The sequence below is a fragment of the Pseudomonas sp. WMBT8 genome (genome assembly GCF_050916005.1).
Classification (GTDB): Bacteria; Pseudomonadota; Gammaproteobacteria; order Pseudomonadales; family Pseudomonadaceae; genus Aquipseudomonas.
On the sequence record NZ_CP188096.1, the window covers coordinates 2,887,422 to 2,902,887 of the forward strand.

The 15,466-nt window shown below is 61.8% G+C and carries 12 protein-coding genes; 6 read left to right on the top strand and 6 right to left on the bottom strand.

The window, feature by feature from the left end:
- Window positions 1-4 precede the first annotated feature (4 nt).
- Both ACO77H_RS13595 and ACO77H_RS13600 read right to left on the bottom strand, forming a co-directional pair.
- Window positions 5-766 (bottom strand): hypothetical protein, encoded by a 762-nt coding sequence (locus tag ACO77H_RS13595; RefSeq protein ID WP_169952507.1) that lies wholly within the window; start codon window positions 764-766, stop codon window positions 5-7.
- Window positions 767-989: 223 nt separating this feature from the next.
- Window positions 990-1,346, bottom strand: coding sequence for a response regulator (locus ACO77H_RS13600; protein WP_432755683.1), 357 nt, complete (start codon window positions 1,344-1,346; stop codon window positions 990-992).
- Window positions 1,347-1,553: 207 nt separating this feature from the next.
- Between ACO77H_RS13600 and ACO77H_RS13605 the strand changes: the two genes are divergently transcribed.
- The 5 genes from ACO77H_RS13605 (at window position 1,554) to ACO77H_RS13625 (ending at window position 8,130) form a co-directional block, all read left to right on the top strand.
- Window positions 1,554-5,054: a response regulator gene (locus ACO77H_RS13605; protein ID WP_432755684.1), complete on the top strand. Its 3,501-nt coding sequence runs from the start codon at window positions 1,554-1,556 to the stop codon at window positions 5,052-5,054.
- Between the two features lie 15 nt (window positions 5,055-5,069).
- Window positions 5,070-5,885, top strand: a complete 816-nt coding sequence (locus tag ACO77H_RS13610; RefSeq protein WP_170057407.1) for a CheR family methyltransferase — start codon at window positions 5,070-5,072, stop codon at window positions 5,883-5,885.
- The gene (locus tag ACO77H_RS13615; RefSeq protein ID WP_169952498.1) at window positions 5,882-6,487 is read left to right on the top strand and encodes a chemotaxis protein CheB; all 606 of its coding nucleotides are present in this window, start codon (window positions 5,882-5,884) and stop codon (window positions 6,485-6,487) included. The genes ACO77H_RS13610 and ACO77H_RS13615 overlap by 4 nt, the downstream gene beginning before the upstream one ends.
- Window positions 6,481-7,674 carry a hybrid sensor histidine kinase/response regulator gene (locus ACO77H_RS13620; RefSeq protein ID WP_169952496.1) on the top strand — a complete coding sequence of 398 codons (1,194 nt, stop codon included), beginning with the start codon at window positions 6,481-6,483 and terminating at the stop codon, window positions 7,672-7,674. Before ACO77H_RS13615 ends, ACO77H_RS13620 begins: the two co-directional genes overlap by 7 nt.
- A 78-nt stretch (window positions 7,675-7,752) precedes the next feature.
- Entirely contained in the window at window positions 7,753-8,130 is a 378-nt protein-coding gene (locus tag ACO77H_RS13625; protein ID WP_029290496.1) for a response regulator, read from the top strand.
- A gap of 73 nt (window positions 8,131-8,203) precedes the next feature.
- Here ACO77H_RS13625 and ACO77H_RS13630 read toward each other — a convergent pair whose 3' ends face one another.
- The 4 genes from ACO77H_RS13630 to ACO77H_RS13645 form a co-directional block, all read right to left on the bottom strand.
- The gene (locus tag ACO77H_RS13630; RefSeq protein WP_432755685.1) at window positions 8,204-9,874 is read right to left on the bottom strand and encodes a response regulator; all 1,671 of its coding nucleotides are present in this window, start codon (window positions 9,872-9,874) and stop codon (window positions 8,204-8,206) included.
- A complete protein-coding gene (locus ACO77H_RS13635) occupies window positions 9,871-11,373 on the bottom strand; it encodes an ATPase domain-containing protein (protein ID WP_169952490.1) in 1,503 nt (500 codons plus the stop codon). The genes ACO77H_RS13630 and ACO77H_RS13635 overlap by 4 nt, the downstream gene beginning before the upstream one ends.
- A 142-nt stretch (window positions 11,374-11,515) precedes the next feature.
- On the bottom strand, window positions 11,516-12,574 hold the full coding sequence (locus ACO77H_RS13640) for a tetratricopeptide repeat protein (protein WP_432755686.1): 1,059 nt from the start codon (window positions 12,572-12,574) through the stop codon (window positions 11,516-11,518).
- Window positions 12,575-12,649: 75 nt separating this feature from the next.
- On the bottom strand, window positions 12,650-13,543 hold the full coding sequence (locus ACO77H_RS13645) for a bestrophin family protein (protein WP_170041497.1): 894 nt from the start codon (window positions 13,541-13,543) through the stop codon (window positions 12,650-12,652).
- Between the two features lie 255 nt (window positions 13,544-13,798).
- Between ACO77H_RS13645 and ACO77H_RS13650 the strand changes: the two genes are divergently transcribed.
- Entirely contained in the window at window positions 13,799-15,451 is a 1,653-nt protein-coding gene (locus ACO77H_RS13650; RefSeq protein WP_170057403.1) for an AMP-binding protein, read from the top strand.
- The last annotated feature ends 15 nt before the right edge of the window (window positions 15,452-15,466 follow it).

A 15,466-nucleotide genomic window follows, 5' to 3' on the forward strand; every position in this document is an offset into this window, starting at 1 on the left:
GTCCTTATTTCCCGAAAGTCACGTTGATCCCGGCGAACAGGGTGAACTGCGGCAGGCCATCGCCCTTGCGCGCCACCGTCCACTGCGGCTCGACGTAGGCGTTGAGAATATTGCTGCCGGCTTTCCAGGCCTTACCCGCACCAAAGCCGATGGGGATGTAGTGGGTGTCGTTCTTCAGGTCGAAGGTCCAGGTGCCCGTGGAGCGCAGGTACCAGCCCTTGGGCAGGTTATGGATGATGAAGGGCTGGAAGGTCGCGCTTTCCACGTGGGCCCGGTCGCGGTCGCCGGCGAACGAGCTCTGGTACTGCACCAGCGCGCCCAGCAGGCCACGGGGCGAGGCGTCGATGGCCACGGCTGCCAGGCCGGCCTGCCATTTGCCGGTGCCCAGTTCATCGTGCTCGGCAGTCGGCGCGGTGAGCTGCGGGCCGATGCCCAACTGCACACCTTCGGTCTTGAGCAGGAAGATATCGAACAGGTTCAGGTCACCGATGCCGGTGCTGTAGCCGCTATGGGGATCGGGGCGAGTACTCAGGGGCAGGGTGGCGCGCAGCAGCTGGGGCACGCCGATAAAGTCCGAGGGGGCAATGGGCAGCGTGCCGCGCAGCAACACGTCATTGGTATGGGCATTGGTGTCGTACAGCCTGGGGGTGTAGTAGTCCTGCAAGTTGGCGCCGGGTGCCATGTTGAGCGGGTTGTTGCTCTTGTTGGCGGTTTCGGCGTTATCGGCCTGGGCAGAACACGCGGGCAACAGTAAAGCGGCCAACATACATGCTGGAAGTCGCGGTGCTGTGAACATGATGATTCCCCAGTTCCTTGGTCACTGACCCGATAGCGCTTTCGTAGGGCTGCCGGTAGTCCTTATTCGAAAACCTGGTAGGACATGTCGTTTGAAGCTAGCAGTTAAATACAGACTCGCTAGTCATTCGAACGAATTAATGACTTTGTGTGGGGGCAATCACGGTTTGTTTGCGGGGATACAGGGGGGTGGGTCAACCCAGCATGCTTTTGACTTTATCGCGCAGTTGATCGATGGAGAATGGCTTGGCAATCATCTGCACACCTGCGGGCAGCTCAATGTTTTCGGCATAGCCACTGGCAAGCAGGATGGGCAGGCTTGGGCGCAATGTGCGTGTTCGCTGCGCCAGTTCCTTGCCATTCATGCCCGGCAGGCCCCAGTCGGTCATCATCAGGTCGATCACATGGGTGTTGTCTTCTATGAATACCAGGGCGGCTTCGGCGTGTTCAGCCTCGAGCACCTTGAACTCCAGTTCTTCGAGCACATCGACGATCAACATGCGCACGATGGCATCGTCTTCGACGACAAGGATGGTGGAGGCAGCGGACATAATGAGGGTTCCCAGATGATGGTGTTAACGAGACCATCCTCTAGTGAGTTGCGTCGATCCCGGCAAGTTCCCCAAGCGGGGTGGGTATTGTGCCGATAATCCGGCGCAATGTCCTGAGTGTGTCGTTGAAATACGTCATAAACGTAGCCCTTACCGACGATTTTGGGGCAAACTCCCGGTTTTTCCGCTCTTGGCCAAGGCACGCCCATGACTCCCGCATCGTCCGTCGATGAAAACAGTTTCCGCAAACTCCTGAGCCGTAACGTGGCCTTGCCATTGGGCGTGGGTGTGCTCAGCGCGGTGTTTTTCGTGTGCCTGATCACCTACCTGCTGTCGGTGATCCAGTGGGTGGAGCACACCGATCGGGTGATCAATAACCTCAATGAAACCGCGAAACTGACCGTCGACCAGGAAACCGGCATGCGCGGTTTCCTGATTACCGGGGATGAGCATTTTCTCGACCCCTACGAAGTGGCCAAGCCACGGATCATTTCCGACCTGCGCAATTTGCAGGCGCTGGTGGCGGATAACCCCCAGCAAGTGGACCGACTCAAGCGCCTGGAATCGCTGCAACTGGAGTGGAACAACTACGCCCAGACGATGATTGACCTGCAACGGCAGAACGGTGATTACCGTGGCGCGGTGAAAGCCGGGAGGGGTAAGCGCCTGACCGACGAGATTCGCAAGGAATACGACGCCGCGGTTGCCATGGAGCAGCAGTTTCGCATCGACCGCAATGAGGACGTGACTCGCACCACAGTCCTGAGCGTGACCTTCTACCTGCTGTTTGTGCTGGGCCTGAGTGGTTTCCTGGCCTACGTCGGCAGAAAGAATCTGATGGTGCTTTCCGACAGCTACAGCGCCAACCTGGCCTCGCAGATGAAGATCGCCAAGCGCCTGGAACAGCAGGCCTGGCTGCGCAACGGGCAGACCGAGCTGGCCGAACAGGTGCTTGGCCAACTGACCCTGAACCTGCTGGGGCGCAATATTTTGCAATTCTGTGCCCAGTACATGGGCTCGGTGGTGGCTGCGCTGTATGTGCGCGAAGAACATGGCGGCCTCAAGCGCGTGGCCGCGTATGGCTTTTCCCGGGAGCAGGAGCAGCAGGAGCAGGCGATCTACCGCGATGAGGGGATCGTCGGCCAGGCGGCACAGCAGCACCGTTTGATTCGCCTGGACGATGTGCCGGTGGATTACTTCAAGGTCAGCTCGGGCCTGGGTGATGGCGCGCCGCGTAGCGTGCTGGTGGTGCCGACCAGCGATGATGACCGGGTCAATGGGGTGATCGAGCTGGGCTTCTTGCGCCCCCTGGACGACCGCGATGTGGAGCTGCTGGAGCTGATCGCGGGCAATATCGGCACCTCCATCGAGGCGGCGCGCTATCGTCAGCGCTTGCAGGAAGTGCTGGCCGAGACCCAGCAGCTCAACGAAGAGTTGCAAGTGCAGCAAGAAGAGCTCAAGACCGCCAACGAGGAACTCGAAGAGCAGTCGCGCATTCTCAAGGAATCCCAGGCGCACCTGGAAACCCAGCAGGCGGAGCTGGAGCAGACCAACGAGCAATTGGCCGAGCAGACCCAGATCCTTGCCGACCAGCGCGACGCCATGGACCGCAAGAACGTCGAGCTCAATCGCGTGCAGGTCGAGCTGGAGGACCGCGCCGACGAGTTGCAGCGCTCCAGCAAGTACAAGTCCGAGTTCCTCGCCAACATGTCCCATGAACTGCGCACGCCGCTCAACAGTTCGCTGATCCTGGCCAAGCTGCTGGCGGAAAACTCCGAGGAAAACCTCAGTGCCGAACAGGTCAAGTTTGCCGAGTCGATTTACTCGGCGGGCAACGACCTGCTTAACCTGATCAATGACATCCTGGACATTGCCAAGGTCGAGGCCGGCAAGCTCGATATGCGTCCCGAGAACACCAGCGTGGCACGCCTGGTCGAGGGCCTGCGCGGGATGTTCGAGCCTTTGGCCAGCGACCGCAAGCTGGGTTTCCAGGTGGAAGTGCAGGCCGGCGCGCCGCTGATGCTGTTCACCGACCGCCAGCGCCTGGAACAGATCCTCAAGAACCTGCTGTCCAACGCGGTCAAGTTCACCGAGAAGGGCCAGGTCAGCCTGACCATTTCCCGCCAGCCGGGGGAGGGCATTGCCTTTACCGTGCGCGATTCCGGCATTGGCATCGCGCCCGACCAGCAGCAAAGCATCTTCGAAGCCTTCCGCCAGGCCGACGGCACCACCAACCGCCGCTATGGCGGCACCGGCCTGGGGCTGTCGATTTCCCGCGACCTGGCGACCTTGCTCGGCGGCTACATCAACGTCACCAGCGAGCCGGGCCAGGGCAGCATTTTTACCCTGGTGCTGCCAGAGCAGTACATGGAGCGCGACGAAGACGCGCCGCTTATCGAGCAGCCGCGGGCCATGGTGGCCGCCCCGGCCCCTGTGGCGCCGGTACGGGTTTCACCGTTGCCGGTGGCGGATGAAGCGTTGATCCCGCGCTTTGCCGACGACCGCGAGCAGGCACCGTTCGTTACCCGTTGCATCCTGGTGGTGGAAGATGAGCCGAACTTTGCGCGCATCCTCTTCGACCTGGCCCATGAGCTGGGTTACCACTGCCTGGTGGCCCATGGTGCGGACGAGGGCTATAGCCTCGCCGAACAGTACCTGCCCGACGCGATCCTCTTGGACATGCGCCTGCCTGACCACTCCGGGCTCACCGTGCTGCAACGCCTCAAGGAACACGCCGAGACCCGGCATATCCCGGTGCATGTGATTTCCGTGGAGGATCGCGTGGAAGCCGCCATGCACATGGGCGCCATCGGCTATGCGGTCAAGCCCACCACCCGCGAAGAGCTCAAGGACGTATTTGCGCGCCTGGAGGCCAAGCTGACGCAGAAGGTCAAGCGCATCCTGCTGGTGGAAGACGATGATTTGCAGCGCGACAGCATCGCGCGCCTGATCGGTGATGACGACATTGAAATCACCGCCGTTGGCTTCGCCCAGGAGGCCTTGGACCTGCTGCGCAGCACGGTGTACGACTGCATGATCATCGACCTCAAGCTGCCGGACATGCTCGGCAACGAGTTGCTCAAGCGCATGGCCACCGAGGATATCTGCTCGTTCCCGCCGGTGATTGTCTACACCGGGCGCAACCTGACCCGCGACGAAGAAGCAGAACTGCGCAAGTATTCACGCTCGATCATCATCAAGGGCGCCCGTTCGCCGGAACGGTTGCTGGATGAAGTGACACTCTTTCTGCACAAAGTCGAATCCCAGCTGTCCCAGGAACGACAGAAGATGCTCAAGACCGCCCGCAGCCGCGACAAGGTCTTCGAGGGGCGCAAGGTGCTGCTGGTGGACGACGATGTGCGCAATATCTTCGCCCTCACCAGCGCCCTGGAGCACAAGGGCGCGATTGTGGTCATTGGCCGCAACGGCCGTGAGGCGATCGAGAGGCTCAATGAGGTCGAGGACATCGACCTGGTATTGATGGACGTGATGATGCCGGAGATGGATGGCTACGAGGCCACCGCCTTGATCCGCCAGGACCCGCGCTGGCGCAAGCTGCCGATCATCGCGGTGACGGCCAAGGCCATGAAGGACGATCAGGAGCGCTGCCTCGCGGCGGGCTCCAACGACTACCTGGCCAAGCCGATTGACCTGGACCGGCTGTTTTCGCTGATCCGGGTGTGGTTGCCCAAGATGGAACGCATTTAAGTGGAAATACACTAAGTGGATCGAAGTACTGATATTGAACTGCGCTTGCTGATCGAGGCGATCTACCTCAAGTACAGCTATGACTTTCGCGACTATTCCGGGGCTTCGGTCAAGCGCCGTGTGGCCCATGCCTTGCGCCAGTTCGACTGCAAGACCATCTCGGCCTTGCAGGAGCGGGTGCTACACGACCCCACTGCGTTCATGCAGTTGCTGCAGTTCCTGACCATCCCGGTCAGCGAGATGTTTCGCGACCCGTCGCACTTTTTGGCGATTCGCCAGGAAGTGGTGCCGCTGCTCAAGACCTACCCGTCGATCAAGATCTGGATCGCCGGCTGCAGCACCGGGGAGGAGGTGTATTCGATGGCCATCCTGCTGCGCGAGGAAGGCTTGCTGGAACGCACTATCATTTACGCCACCGATATCAACCCCACTTCGCTGGAGAAGGCCAAGCAGGGGATCTTTTCCCTGGAAAACGTGCGTGCCTACACCCACAACTACCAGCAGGCCGGAGGGCAGCGTTCGTTTGCCGACTACTACACGGCAGCCTACGATTACGCGATCTTCGACAAGACCCTGCGCGAGAACGTAACGTTCGCCGACCACAGCCTGGCGACCGATAGCGTATTTTCGGAAACTCAATTAATTTCATGTCGTAACGTGCTGATTTATTTCAATAAAAAATTGCAGGATCGGGCGTTTGGGTTGTTTCATGAGTCGCTGTGTCATCGCGGCTTCCTGGTGCTGGGCAGTAAGGAAACCCTGGATTTCTCCGCCTACAGCAAGCAATTCGAACCCTTGGTCAAGCAAGAACGGATCTACCGCAAATCATGAACCAAGCAACTGCCAGCCCGGCCCGTGTGTCGGGTGTCCAAGCCATTGTCGTTGGCGCATCCGCCGGTGGGGTCGAGGCGTTGCTGAGTATTTTCGGGGCCTTGGCGCCTGGGTTCGACCTGCCGATCATTGCCGTGCTGCACCTGCCGGATGAGCGGCGCAGCCAGTTGGCCGAGGTGTTTGACCGGCGCGTGGCAATGCATGTGGTGGAGGCGCGGGACAAGGAGATGATCCAGCCCGGCACCCTGTATTTTGCCGGCCCCGGCTACCACCTGTCGGTGGAGCAGGACCGCAGCCTGTCCTTGAGCCAGGAAGAGCGCGTGCATCACTCGCGCCCGGCCATTGACTATCTGTTCGAGTCGGCCGCCGATGCCTATGGCCCGCATCTGCTGGCGATCCTTTTGACCGGCGCCAACCAGGACGGCGCGCGTGGCCTGGCCCACGTCAAGCTGCGTGGCGGCACCACCGTGGTCCAGGACCCTGCCGAGGCCCGGGTGGCGGTGATGCCCAAGGCGGCACTGGCATTGCATGCACCTGACCAAATTCTTACCTTGAGCCGGATTGGCGCTTTGCTGGCTTCCCTGGAATCTTCCCCATGTTAAGTACTATCCAGGCCAAACTGCTGATCGTCGACGATCTGCCGGAAAACCTGCTGGCCCTTGAGGCACTGATCAAGCGCGAGGACCGCCAGGTCTACAAGGCATTGAGCGCGGACGAAGCCTTGTCGCTGCTGCTCGAGCATGAGTTCGCCATGGCTATTCTCGACGTGCAGATGCCCGGCATGAACGGCTTCGAACTGGCCGAGATGATGCGTGGCACCGAAAAGACCAAGAACATTCCCATCGTGTTTGTAAGTGCCGCCGGTCGTGAGCTCAATTACGCCTTCAAGGGCTACGAGAGTGGCGCGGTGGATTTCCTGCACAAGCCCCTGGACATCCACGCGGTCAAGAGCAAGGTCAATGTATTCGTCGACCTGCACCGCCAGAGCAAGGCCATGAAGCAGCAGGTCGAAGCCCTGGAGCAAAGCCGGCGCGAGCAGGAGTTGTTGCTCAACCGCCTGCAGGCGACCCAGGCCGAGCTGGAGCAGGCGGTGCGCATGCGCGATGACTTCATGTCCATCGTCGCCCATGAGGTGCGTACGCCCCTCAACGGCCTGATCCTGGAGACCCAGTTGCGCAAGATGCACCTGGCTCGGGACAACGCCGCTGCCTTTACCCTGGACAAGATGCACGCCATGGTCGATCGCGATGAACGGCAGATCCAGAGCCTGATCCGCTTGATCGAAGACATGCTCGATGTGTCGCGGATCCGCACCGGCAAGCTGTCGATCCGCCCGGGGCAGTTCGACCTGGCGCAGTTGGTGCGTAACCTGCTGGAGAACTTTGCCCCGCAAGTGGCGGCGGCCGAGTCTTCGGTGCAACTGGATGCGCCGCAGCCGGTGGAGGGCAAGTGGGATGAGTTTCGCATCGAGCAGGTGGTGTCCAACCTGTTGACCAACGCCCTGCGCTACGGCGCCAAGAGCCCGGTGGCGGTAAGGGTGTATGCCGAACATGGCGAGGCCAGGGTGGAAGTCCGGGACCGCGGGATCGGTATCAGCGAAGACAACCAGAAGCGGATTTTCCAGCAGTTCGAGCGCGTATCGGCCAACCATGCGGTGGCCGGGCTTGGCCTTGGGCTGTTTATCTCCGAACAGATCGTTGCGGCCCACGGCGGCACGATTGAAGTCGAGAGCCAGATAGGAGAGGGCGCATTGTTCCGTGTGTGCCTGCCCCTGGGGGCCGGGGCGTGAAATCAATCGTCACCCCGACGCAACCTCTGCGTGACCCTATGGTCGTATCAGCAGCAATTGACCGGACAAAGGCTTCCCATGAGTGAAGATGCGCAAGATGTTGTACTGATCGTCGAGGATGACGAGTCGATCATGTTCGTGCTGGGCGAGTACCTCGCGGGCCTTGGGTACCGGGTTCTCAAGGCCATCGACGGCGAGCAGGCTTTCGAAATCCTCGCTTCCAAGCCGCACCTGGACCTGATGGTGACTGACTATCGACTGCCTGGCGGGATTTCCGGGGTGCAGATCGCTGAGCCTGCGATCAAGCTGCGGCCGGAATTGAAGGTGATCTTTATCAGCGGTTATCCGCAGGAGATCCTCGACTGCAACAGCCCGATCACCCGTAACGCGCCGATCCTGGCCAAGCCGTTTGATCTGGATACGCTGCATGAGCATATCCAGCGGCTGCTGGCCTGAGGCTTCAGGCTCGCGCTGGCAGGCCCTGACCGTGCAGCGACGCGGGAGCGTTTTTTGCAAATGCCCCCGCATGTCAGGCCTGAATCATCTCCCGCACCTTCGCCGTCAGCAGGTCGAAGGTAAAGGGCTTGGTGATCAACTGCATGCCCGGGTCCAGGAACCCGCCGCGCACCGCCGCGTGCTCGGCATAGCCGGTAATGAACAACACCCTCAGGTCCGGACGGATCTGCCGGCCGATCTCCGCCAATTGGCGGCCGTTCATGCCCGGCAAGCCCACATCGCTGATCATCAGGTCAATGCGCTGGCTGGATTCGATAATCGGTAGCGCACTGTCGGCATCTCCCGCCTCGACAAAGGCATAGCCCAGCTCACTCAGTACCTGGCTCACCAACACCCGTACCGCCGGGTCATCCTCGACAATCAGCACACACTCGCCGGCGTTGGCAAACGGCAGCAATGCCGGGTCCTGCGGGGCATCGGCAGTGACTTCACCGACAAACCTGGGCAGGAACAGGCTCACCGTGGTGCCTTTGCCGACCTCACTGTGGATGATCACATGGCCACGGGACTGGCGGGCGAACCCGTAGATCATCGACAGGCCCAGGCCGGTGCCCTGGCCGATGGGTTTGGTGGTGAAGAACGGGTCGAAGGCGCGGCTGATCACGTTTTCCGGCATGCCGCAGCCGGTGTCGCTGACGTTCAGCTCCACGTAGTCGCCCGGGGTCAGGGTGCCGTAGGCGGCGGTGAACACGTTATCGAGGTGGCGATTGCGCGTTTCGACCACCAGTCGACCGCCGTCAGGCATGGCGTCGCGGGCATTCAGCGCCAGGTTGAGCAGGGCGCTTTCCAGCTGATTGGGGTCGGCTTCGGCGGTCCACAGCTGCCCGCTCAATTGCATCTCCAGCACGATGCTTTCATTGAGGCTGCGTTGCAGCAATTCGCCCATGGACGTCACCAACTGGTTGATTTCCACCGGCTTGGAGTCCAGCGACTGGCGGCGGGAAAACGCCAGCAGGCGGTGGGTCAGGCCGGCGGCGCGGTTGGCCGAGGTCACGCCCAGGTCGATCAGGCTGTCGAGGTCGTCCAGGCGGCCCCGGGCCAGGCGCCGGCGCAGCAGTTCGAGGCTGCCGATAATCCCGGTAAGCATGTTGTTGAAGTCGTGGGCGATACCGCCGGTCAACTGACCCACGGCTTCCATTTTTTGTGACTGGCGCAAGGCTTCTTCGTTACTGCGCAGTTGCGCAGTGCGTTCTTCGACTTGCTGTTCGAGGGTTTCGAGAGTGCGTTGCAGGCGCAGTTCGCTCTGGCTCAGGTCGATCAGGCGGTCGCGGGCTTCGTATTGCCGTCGGCGCCCGCGCAGGGCGGTGGTCACCAGGCTGATCAGCGTCACCGGGTGAAACGGCCGCTCCAGTAAGGTGATGTTGCCCAGGCTGGCGCTCAAGTGGGATGAGGCGTTCTGTTCGGTGCCGCCATGGTGGGTCATCAGGACGATGGGCAGGTCCGACCAGGCTGGCTGCTGGTGCAGATAGTCCAGCAGCGGTTCCAGCCCGACCCCGTGCAAGGCTTCGGCGGCGATGATCAGCAGGCCCGCGCCCTGTTCCAGTTCGTCGCAGAGCATGGGCAGGTTGGGGGCGGCGATACCGCTGAAACCTGCCTCGTTGAGCATCATCAGCGCCAGCGAGCTGTCCCGTCCCAAGGGCGCGAGAATGATCGCGCGCTCGGAAACGGCCGGCAGGCTACTCACAAGCTCTCATCCTTGAGCAGCGGCTTGCCGGCACCCATGTAGGTGGGCACTCCGCGCAGCACGCCCTGGAAGGCTTCGAGGGGTTCGCCGATGGTCATGCCACGGCTGGCGATGCGGTATTCGCGGATGGTCGATTCATGGCTGCCGGTGCGTTTCTTGATGATGGAAATTGCCCGTCGTACCTTGCCCAGTGCTTCGAAGTAGCGCAACAGGATCACCGTGTCTGCCAGGTAGGTGATATCCACCGGCGCTTGCATGTCGCCGACCAGGCCGTGCTGGGCCACGGTCATGAAGGTCGCTGCGCCACGGCGGTTGAGGTACAGCAACAGCTCGTGCATGTGCAGCACCAGGGCGTTTTCCTCAGGCATCGCTGCCTGGTAACCGTTGATGCTGTCGATGACCACGGTCTTGATCTGGCGCTCATCCACGCAACGCCGCACCCGGTGGGAAAACTCGCCGGGCGACAGCTCGGCGGCATCCACCTGCTCGATCAGCAGGTTGCCGGTGGCTTGCAGGGCGGCCAGGTCAATGCCCATGTTTTTCATGCGGTCGAACAGCAGGCCCAGCTCTTCATCGAAGATAAACAGCGCGGCCTTTTCGCCACGGGCCACTGCTGCTGCGGCGAAGATCATCGAGATCAAGGATTTGCCGGTACCGGCAGGGCCGAGGATCAGGGTGCTGGAGCCGGTCTCGATCCCGCCGCCGAGCAGCGCATCCATCTCGCGAATGCCGCTGGTCAGGGTCTGGCGGCTGTAACCGCTGCGGTGCTCGGCCGCCACCAGGCGGGGGAACACATGCACGCCATCTTCCATAATGGTGAAGTCGTGAAAGCCCCCACGGTACTTCTGGCCACGGTACTTCACCACCCGTACCCGGCGTCGTTCCGCGCCGTAGTTGGGGGTCAGTTCTTCCAGGCGGATTACCCCGTGGGCCACGCTGTGTACGGTTTTATCCAGGGATTCGGTGGTCAGGTCGTCCAGCAGCAGCACGGTGGCTTCGTAACGCACGAAGTAGTGCTTGATCGCCAGGATCTGCCTTCGATAGCGCAACGAGCTTTGGGCCAGCAGGCGGATTTCCGAGAGGCTGTCGATCACCACGCGGGTGGGCTTGACCCGTTCTACCACCTCGAAGATCTGCCGGGTGGCCTCGCCCAGCTCAAGGTCGGAGGAGTACAGCAGGCTTTGCTGATGCTCGGCATTGAGCAGGCTTTCAGGTGGGGTCAGTTCAAAGATATGGATGTGCTCATCCAGGTCCCAGCCGTGGGACTTGGCGCCCTGGCGCAGCTCGCGCTCGGTTTCCGACAGGGTGATATACAGCGATCGTTCCCCGGCCTTGGCGCCGGCCTGGAGAAACTGCAGGGCCACGGTGGTCTTGCCGGTGCCGGGCTCACCTTCGAGCAGGAACAGATGGCTACGCGATAGCCCCCCGGCAAGAATGTCATCAAGACCTTCGATGCCGGTGGCCGCCTTTGCTGTGAACAGCTCTTTGGATGTAGACAAGAAGTGCCCTCGGGTCACGTATAAGTTGAGGGGCGCGCCGGTCAAGGCGCGCCATATTCACTTGACCGTTGGGCTGTGGGGCGGTTCAACGTTTTCTTGTTTTTGTGCAAGGCAGTCCACAGATTTCAATGCCTGGCGCGCGTCACAGGCCTTGTTGCAGGGCCGGATCGTCCGGGTTTTGCTGCTCCAGCTGGGCCAACAGCACCTGCACGTTCTGCAACTGGCCGCTTTCTTTCCAATAGTTGATCAACAGCACCCGCGCCTTGCGGTTGGCCGGGTGGCGCTGGACGATTTCTTCCAACTGGCGCTGGGCGGCTTCCAGTTCCTCCTGGTCGTGCAGGGTGGTGGCCAGGTCGTAGCGGTAATCCTGGTTGTCGGGTTCCAGCTCCACCGCCTTGGACAGGCCCAGCAGCGCGTACTCGCGCTCGCCATGGTGCAGCAGCCACATGCCCAGGGCATGTTGCAGGTAGGCTGACTCGGGGTGGGCTTGCAACTGGGTGGCGAGCACCTGGCGCGAGTCATCGACCTTGCCCTGTTTGTCCAGCAGCTCGATGCGCGCGACCACTGCCGGCAGGTTCTGCGGATCCAGGCGCAATGCCTGTTCCAGCGCATGTTGCGCCTCGGGCAGCAGGGCGCTGTGAATGTACAGGCGTGCCAGCTGGATCCAGCCTTCGGGGCTTTCAGGCTGGGTCTTGAGGTACTTCACATATTCATCCAGCACCAGCTGCAAGGGGCCGAAGTACAGGCCCAGGGTGTCGGGCGACAGGCCCAGCAGGGCATTGGCGGCGGCAAACCGTACGCTTTGTTCGTCATCATCGAGCAATGGGCCGAGCAACAGGGTGCGCTGGCCGCTGGGCACCAGGCCGACGATGCTGGCGATGGCCGCCTGGCGCACCAGGGGGGATTCGTGGCTCAGGTCCTTGTCCGCCAGCTTCAAGGCCTGGGGGCTTGGGTAGTTGTGCAATTCGCCGTGCAGGGCGGCGCGGCGGATGTCGGAGAGGTCCGGCCGGCCCAGTTGCTGATACAACACGCGCGCGGCGCCAGGCTCGCCGTTATGTGCCTGTTTCAGGGCCTTGGAGTAACCGTGGGCAACAGCCGGCGGGACGGACACGCTGGGGGTGCGGGAGAAATACCAAAAGATCAGTGCGACAAACAACAGGGCGCTCAGGCCGATGATCGCGTAACGGCGTGACTTTGACATGCAGGCGTCCGAAAGCTGGGCAGCTAGTGCAAAGTGGTCAGCTTCGGTCAGACACCGACGAGTGTCAAACCTGTGTCACGTCAGCACGTAGTCCACGGGCTCCAGGGGCGCCGGCAGGGTGGTTTCGCCGAGAGCCGCGAGGATCTCCCGCTCCAGGGTACGCACGATGGCATTGCACGGCAGGTCGTTTTCATCGAAGCCAAAAGGGTCTTCGAGATCGTCGCCGATCTCATCCAGGCCAAAGAAGGTGTAGCTGACAATGGCGGTGAAAATCGGCGTTAGCCAGCCCAGGGGCTCGGCCATGGCAAACGGCAGGAGGATGCAGAACAGATAGATGGTGCGGTGCAGCAGCAAGGTGTAGGGGAAGGGCAGCGGCGTGCTCTTGATCCGCTCGCAGGCAGCCTGTACCTGGCTCAGGCCGACCAGGCGGGTTTCCAGCTGGGTGTAGCGCCAGTCGCTGATCCGCCCCTGTTGCGCGGCGTCCGAGCAGTGGGCCCCGAGGGTTTGCAGGATGCGGTCGGGCGGGTTCGGGTGGCGGGGTTCCACGTTGATCCACGGCTTGATGGCACTGGCTTCGTCTTCCAGGCGCAGGCGCGCCACCAGGCCGTGGGCAAAGCCGCACAGGCCGCGCAACAGGCCTTCGCGCTCGCCGGGCAGGGTAAAAACCTGGCTCTCACGGATCAGCGAGCGGATTTCAATGACCATCTGCCCCAATTGCTTGCGGCCTTCCCACCAGCGGTCGTAGCAGGCGTTGTTGCGAAAACTCATGAAGATCGACAGCGACAGCCCCAGCAGGGTGAACGGCGTGGCGTTGACCTTGGAGAAATAGGCCGGGTGCAGGGTTTCCACCAACACGATCACCGAGGCCAGCAGCGTGACCAGCAGGCTGCGCAGGGCAATGCGCTTGGCAATCGAGCCCTTGAGGGAGAACAGGATGCCGAACAGGTTGGGTTTGGGGCGAACAATCATCGAGGGGGCTTCTTCGGTGGCGCAGGCCCTCAGATTAGAAGCTGGTGGGCGGGGCGTCCAATCGCTTGGGTTGACCGGCTGATTGTTGGCCTCTATGACGCAACGGTTTGTTCCACGGCGCCATTGGCCAAACCAGTCAGCCACATTGAAAGCTTTGACCATTGTCCATGCGCCGCTCTGGCGCCACTATTTGCGCAGCTTCACCCCGCAAAAGCACGCCCCCCAAAACAACAAAAGACACAGGGATTTGCCACGATGCGCGATTATTTGGCTGCGACCACCCAGTTCAACTACCAGCAAACCGTCGAGGCCGCACTGGCCGGCCACCTGCAAGGGCTCAATGCCTGCGTCGAATGCTGTGACCGGCACGTGCTGCCGGGGCGCATTGCCTTGTTCTGGGAGGGCAAGGATGGTCGTAGCGCCACCGTAACCTTCAGCGAGTTGCAGGATCAGGCCGCGCGTTTGGCCAACTTCCTCCTGGCCCAGGGCGTCAAGCGTGGCGACAAGGTGGCCGGCCTGTTGCCGCGCACTGCTGAATTGCTGGTGACGGTGCTTGCCACCTGGCGCATCGGCGCGGTCTACCAGCCGCTGTTCACCGCGTTCGGCCCCAAGGCCATCGAACACCGCTTGAACAGCTCCGGCGCGGCGCTGGTGGTGACCGACGCGGTCAACCGCAGCAAGCTGGCCGAAGTCACCGACTGCCCGACCATCGTCACCGTGGCCGGCGCCAAGGGCGAAGGCATTGTGCGCGGCGATTTCAGCTTCTGGGCCGAGTTGCCCAACTATTCGAATGTGTGCGAACCGGTGTTGCTGGGCGCAGACGATCCGTTCCTGCTGATGTTCACCTCTGGCACCACCGGCCCGTCGAAGGCCCTGGCCGTGCCGCTCAAGGCCCTGGTCGCGTTCCAGAGCTACACCCGTGACGCGGTGGACCTGCGCCCCGAAGATGCGTTCTGGAACGTCGCCGATCCGGGCTGGGCCTATGGCATCTACTTCGGTGTGACCGGGCCACTGTCCATGGGGCATCCGATCACCTTCTACGATGGCCCGTTCACCCTGGAAAGCACCTGCCGGGTCATCAATAAGTACGGGATCACCAACCTGACCGGCTCGCCGACGGCCTACCGCCTGCTGATCGCCGGTGGCGAGCAGTTCGCGCGCTCGATCAAGGGCCGGTTGCGCATTGTCAGCAGCGCCGGCGAACCGTTGAACCCGGAAGTGATCCGCTGGTTTGCCGATAACCTGGGTGTGACTATCCACGACCACTACGGCCAGACCGAACTGGGCATGGTCCTGTGCAACCACCACGGCCTGGAACACCCAGTGCATGTCGGCTCGGCCGGCTTCGCCTCGCCGGGGCACCGCATCGTGGTGCTGGACGACAACCACCAGGAATTGCCCGCCGGCCAGCCGGGCATCCTGGCGATCGACCGCGAGCAGTCACCCATGTGCTGGTTCGAAGGCTACGACGGGGTCAAGACCAAGGCCTTCGTCGGCAAGTACTACTTGAGCGGCGACACCGTGGAGTTGAACCCCGATGGCAGCATCAGTTTTGTCGGGCGCAGTGACGATGTGATCACCACTTCCGGCTACCGCGTGGGGCCGTTCGATGTGGAAAGCGCCTTGGTCGAGCACCCGGCGGTGATCGAAGCCGCGGTGGTCGGCAAGCCGGACGCCGAGCGCACCGAACTGGTCAAGGCCTTCGTGGTGATCAACAGCCAGTACCGCGCCAACGCCGAGTTGGCCGAGGAACTGCGCCAGCATGTGCGCAAGCGCCTGGCGGCCCACGCCTACCCACGGGAAATCGAATTTGTCAGCGACCTGCCCAAGACCCCGAGCGGCAAGCTGCAACGGTTTATTTTGCGTAACCAGGAAATCGCCAAGGTCCAGGCAGCGACCACGGCTTGATCCCTCTTCAAGGAA

What these genes read in the sequence shown, in the direction of transcription:
- ACO77H_RS13600 (WP_432755683.1), bottom strand. Translation starts at nt 1,346, where the DNA reads ATGTCCGCTGCCTCCACCATCCTTGTCGTCGAAGACGATGCCATCGTG.
- ACO77H_RS13615 (WP_169952498.1), top strand. Translation starts at nt 5,882, where the DNA reads ATGAACCAAGCAACTGCCAGCCCGGCCCGTGTGTCGGGTGTCCAAGCC.
- ACO77H_RS13620 (WP_169952496.1), top strand. Translation starts at nt 6,481, where the DNA reads ATGTTAAGTACTATCCAGGCCAAACTGCTGATCGTCGACGATCTGCCG.
- ACO77H_RS13650 (WP_170057403.1), top strand. Translation starts at nt 13,799, where the DNA reads ATGCGCGATTATTTGGCTGCGACCACCCAGTTCAACTACCAGCAAACC.
- ACO77H_RS13595 (WP_169952507.1), bottom strand. Translation starts at nt 766, where the DNA reads ATGTTGGCCGCTTTACTGTTGCCCGCGTGTTCTGCCCAGGCCGATAAC.
- ACO77H_RS13625 (WP_029290496.1), top strand. Translation starts at nt 7,753, where the DNA reads ATGAGTGAAGATGCGCAAGATGTTGTACTGATCGTCGAGGATGACGAG.
- ACO77H_RS13605 (WP_432755684.1), top strand. Translation starts at nt 1,554, where the DNA reads ATGACTCCCGCATCGTCCGTCGATGAAAACAGTTTCCGCAAACTCCTG.
- ACO77H_RS13640 (WP_432755686.1), bottom strand. Translation starts at nt 12,574, where the DNA reads ATGTCAAAGTCACGCCGTTACGCGATCATCGGCCTGAGCGCCCTGTTG.
- ACO77H_RS13645 (WP_170041497.1), bottom strand. Translation starts at nt 13,543, where the DNA reads ATGATTGTTCGCCCCAAACCCAACCTGTTCGGCATCCTGTTCTCCCTC.